The sequence below is a fragment of the Stenotrophomonas sp. 3diitr2024 genome, from assembly GCF_042136455.1.
In the GTDB taxonomy this organism is placed as follows: domain Bacteria; phylum Pseudomonadota; class Gammaproteobacteria; order Xanthomonadales; family Xanthomonadaceae; genus Stenotrophomonas; species Stenotrophomonas sepilia.
This window is the reverse complement of sequence record NZ_JBHHMJ010000036.1, coordinates 1-3,537: the sequence shown is the minus strand read 5'-3', so window position 1 is coordinate 3,537 and position 3,537 is coordinate 1. Positions and strand designations below refer to the sequence as shown.

Sequence of the window (3,537 nt, the reverse complement as noted above, 5' to 3'; positions counted from 1 at the left end):
GTCACTTTCTTTGCTCGTGCAAAGAAAGTGACACCCCTCCGCGGTCGCGGAAATGATCCCGGCACCACCAATGCGTGCGCGCACATACAAAAACGCCCGGCGCGGGGCCAGGCGTTCCTGCGCTAACAAGGAGCAGAGAATTACGCCACCGTCGACGCCCGCAGCGCGGCGATGCGCTCTTCCAGCGGCGGGTGGCTCATGAACAGCTTCTTCGCCGTCGAACCGGCAATACCGAACGCCGCGATCTGGGTCGGCAGCGTGCTCTGGCCGTGGTTGAGCTGCAGGCGCTCCAGCGCGGCGATCATCTTCTGACGACCGGCCAGCGAGGCACCACCCGCATCGGCGCGGAACTCGCGGTGGCGCGAGAACCACATCGCGATCATCGTGGCGAACAGGCCGAACACCATCTCCAGCACGAACACGATGATGTAGTAAGCGAAGCCACGGCCGCCGCCTTCGCGGTTGCCCGACAGCGCGCTGTCGATGATGCCGCCGACCACGCGGGCCAGCACGATCACGAAGGTGTTCAGCACGCCCTGCAGCAGCGCCATGGTGATCATGTCACCATTGGCGACGTGGGCGATCTCGTGGCCCAGCACCGCTTCAGCCTCGTCCTCGCTCATGTTGTGCAGCAGGCCGGTGGACACCGCCACCAGCGCGTTGTTGCGGTTGGCGCCGGTGGCGAAGGCATTGATCTCCGGGCCGTCATAGACCGCCACTTCCGGCATGCCGATGCCGGCGGCCTTGGCCTGGCGCTCGACCGTGGCCAGCAGCCAGCGCTCGGTCTGGTTGCGCGGCTCAGTGATCACCACCGCACCGGTGGAGCGCTTGGCCATCCACTTGGACAGCAGCAGCGAGATGAAGGAGCCACCGAAACCGAAGATGCCGGCCATCACCAGCAGGCCGCTCATCGAACGCGCGTCCACGCCCAGGATCGACATGACGATGCCGGCCAGGATCAGGACCGCGAGGTTGGTCGCCAGGAACAGGGCAATACGGGTGAACATGGGAAAATCCGGCTCGGAAGGGGTTGATATCCGTCAATTTGCGGTGCGCTCAGCTTGAATTCAAGCGCCAACCTGACCGACGATTCAGCCTGCATGACCGCCATTGTTCCCTGCGGCCGCTTCGCGCCCTCGCCGACCGGCCTGCTCCACCCCGGATCCCTGCTTGCCGCCTTCGGCAGCTGGCTGCTGGCCCGCCACCACGGCGGCCTGTGGCGGCTGCGCATCGAAGACGTTGACCCGCCGCGTACCGTACCCGGCGCCGCGCAGTCACAGCTGCAGGCGCTGGCTGCGTTCGGCCTGGTCCACGACGGCCCGGTCCTGTGGCAGAGCGCTCGAGGCGAGGCCTACCAGGCCGCGCTGGACGTGTTGCTGGCCAGCGACCAGGCTTTCATCTGCCACTGCAGCCGCAGCGAACTGGCTGCCAGCGGCGGCATCCACCACCGCTGCGTCGCCCGGCAGCCGCGACCGGATCCTGCCGTCCGCTTCCGCGTACCGCCCGGCAACCTGGTCCGCTTCGACGATGGCCTGCGTGGCCCGCAGCAGCAGGACGTGCATGCCGAAGTCGGCGACTTCGTGCTGCGCCGTGCCGACGGCTGCTGGGCCTACCAGCTCGCGGTGGTGGTCGACGACGCCGCGCAGGGGGTGACCGAAGTGGTGCGCGGCGCCGATCTGCTCGATTCCACCGCGCGGCAGATCCTGCTGCAGCAGGCGCTGGGCCTGGCCGTGCCGCGCTACTGGCACCTGCCGCTGCTGCTAGACGCCCCCGGCCACAAACTGTCCAAGTCGCTGGCGTCGCTGCCGGTGGACAGTACACGGCCGGTGCCGGTACTGCGCGCACTCTGGCAGCTGCTGGGCCAAGCCCCTGCCGCACTGGACGGCGCCGATGACCGGGATGCGCTGCTGCACACTGCGCAACGGGCATTCGACCCGGCTCGACTGCCGCGGACCGACATCCTGTTGCCGGCCGGCGCACTTTCCGCGCCGATGTTGCAGAATCCCCCTTCCCCCACCTGATTCCCGGACAGCATTCCATGACATCTCGCGTCGCACTGGTCACCGGCGGAACCGGCGGCATCGGTACCGCCATCTGCCAACGCCTGGCCGACCAGGGCCACCGGGTCGCCACCAATTACCGCGACGAGGACAAGGCCCGCGCATGGCAGCAGGCGATGACCGAGCGCGGCTACAGCGTGTCGATCTTCCCGGGCGATGTCTCCGATCCAGGCAGCGCCGAGGCGCTGGTGCGTGCGGTCGAGGCCGAGCTGGGCCCGGTCGAGATCCTGGTCAACAATGCCGGCATCACCCGCGACACGACGTTCCACCGCATGCGCGCGGACCAGTGGCACGATGTGATCAACACCAACCTCAATTCGGTGTTCAACGTCACCCGTCCGGTCATCGAAGGCATGCGGCGCCGCGGCTGGGGCCGGGTCATCCAGATCAGCTCGATCAACGGCCTGAAGGGCCAGTACGGCCAGGCCAACTACGCCGCGGCCAAGGCCGGCATGCATGGCTTCACCATTTCGCTGGCCCGCGAGAACGCCGGCTTCGGCATCACCGTGAACACCATTTCGCCCGGCTACGTCGCCACTGACATGGTGATGGCGGTTCCGGAGGACGTGCGCGCCAAGATCATCGCCGACATCCCCACCGGGCGCCTCGGCAAGCCGGAGGAAATCGCCTATGGCGTGTCCTTCCTGGTGGCCGAGGAAGCCTCGTGGATCACCGGCAGCAACCTGGACATCAACGGCGGCCACCACATGGGCTGGTAAGCCGCGCAGGGGCCGCTGCGGCATGCGCTGACGGCCCCTGCCGATGGTCATGCTGCGCAGCACGCAAACCCTTGCTGCGCAACATGATCGCCCCTGAAAGCCAAGCCTGGCGGGGGCTGGGGCGGTTGCAACCGCTGCTGCACTGCGCCATGCTGCGCGTCTACTGTGACGAGTACCGCTTCATGGCTGCGACCCGCATCATCAAGAAGTATCCGAACCGCCGTCTCTACGACACCGAGATCTCCAGCTACATCACCATCGAGGACGTGCGCCAGCTGATCCTGGACGGTGAAGACTTCGAAGTCCGCGACGCCAAGAGCGGCGACGACCTCACCCGTTCGGTCCTGCTGCAGATCATCGCCGACCAGGAACAGGACGGCGAACCGATGCTGTCGACCCAGCTGCTGAGCCAGCTGATCCGCTTCTACGGCGATTCCCTGCAGGGCTTCATGGGCAACTACCTGGAGCGCAGCATGCAGGTCTTCCTCGACCAGCAGCAGCAGTTCCGCCAGCAGATGGGCAACCTGCTGGGCCAGACCCCGTGGGCGATGATGAACCAGCTGACCGAGCGCAACCTGGAGCTGTGGCAGGAATTCCAGCGCAGCATGGGCAGCGGCTTCGGTGGCCCGCGCCCGGGCGGCACCGGAACGGGAACCGGCAACAAGCCCGGCGAACCCGGCACCGGTACCGGCACCGGCGGCAAGACCCGCCGCTGAGCTGCAGCAACGGCTGATACGAAAACGGCGCGCCCCTGGCGC

General features: G+C 67.2%; 4 protein-coding genes. 3 read left to right on the top strand and 1 reads right to left on the bottom strand.

What is annotated here, in order from left to right; translation table 11 throughout:
* Window positions 1-140: 140 nt before the first annotated feature.
* Window positions 141-1,007 (bottom strand): protease HtpX, encoded by an 867-nt coding sequence (gene htpX / locus ABGA94_RS00700; protein WP_019660518.1) that lies wholly within the window; start codon window positions 1,005-1,007, stop codon window positions 141-143.
* A gap of 93 nt (window positions 1,008-1,100) precedes the next feature.
* Between htpX and gluQRS the strand changes: the two genes are divergently transcribed.
* The 3 genes from gluQRS to phaR all read left to right on the top strand — a co-directional run bounded on the left by gluQRS (window position 1,101) and on the right by phaR (window position 3,495).
* Window positions 1,101-2,021 (top strand): tRNA glutamyl-Q(34) synthetase GluQRS, encoded by a 921-nt coding sequence (gluQRS, locus tag ABGA94_RS00695; protein ID WP_065178239.1) that lies wholly within the window; start codon window positions 1,101-1,103, stop codon window positions 2,019-2,021.
* A gap of 17 nt (window positions 2,022-2,038) precedes the next feature.
* The gene (gene phbB, locus ABGA94_RS00690; protein ID WP_005417754.1) at window positions 2,039-2,779 is read left to right on the top strand and encodes an acetoacetyl-CoA reductase; all 741 of its coding nucleotides are present in this window, start codon (window positions 2,039-2,041) and stop codon (window positions 2,777-2,779) included.
* A gap of 182 nt (window positions 2,780-2,961) precedes the next feature.
* Window positions 2,962-3,495 (top strand): polyhydroxyalkanoate synthesis repressor PhaR, encoded by a 534-nt coding sequence (phaR, locus tag ABGA94_RS00685; RefSeq protein WP_005417756.1) that lies wholly within the window; start codon window positions 2,962-2,964, stop codon window positions 3,493-3,495.
* Window positions 3,496-3,537: the final 42 nt, after the last annotated feature.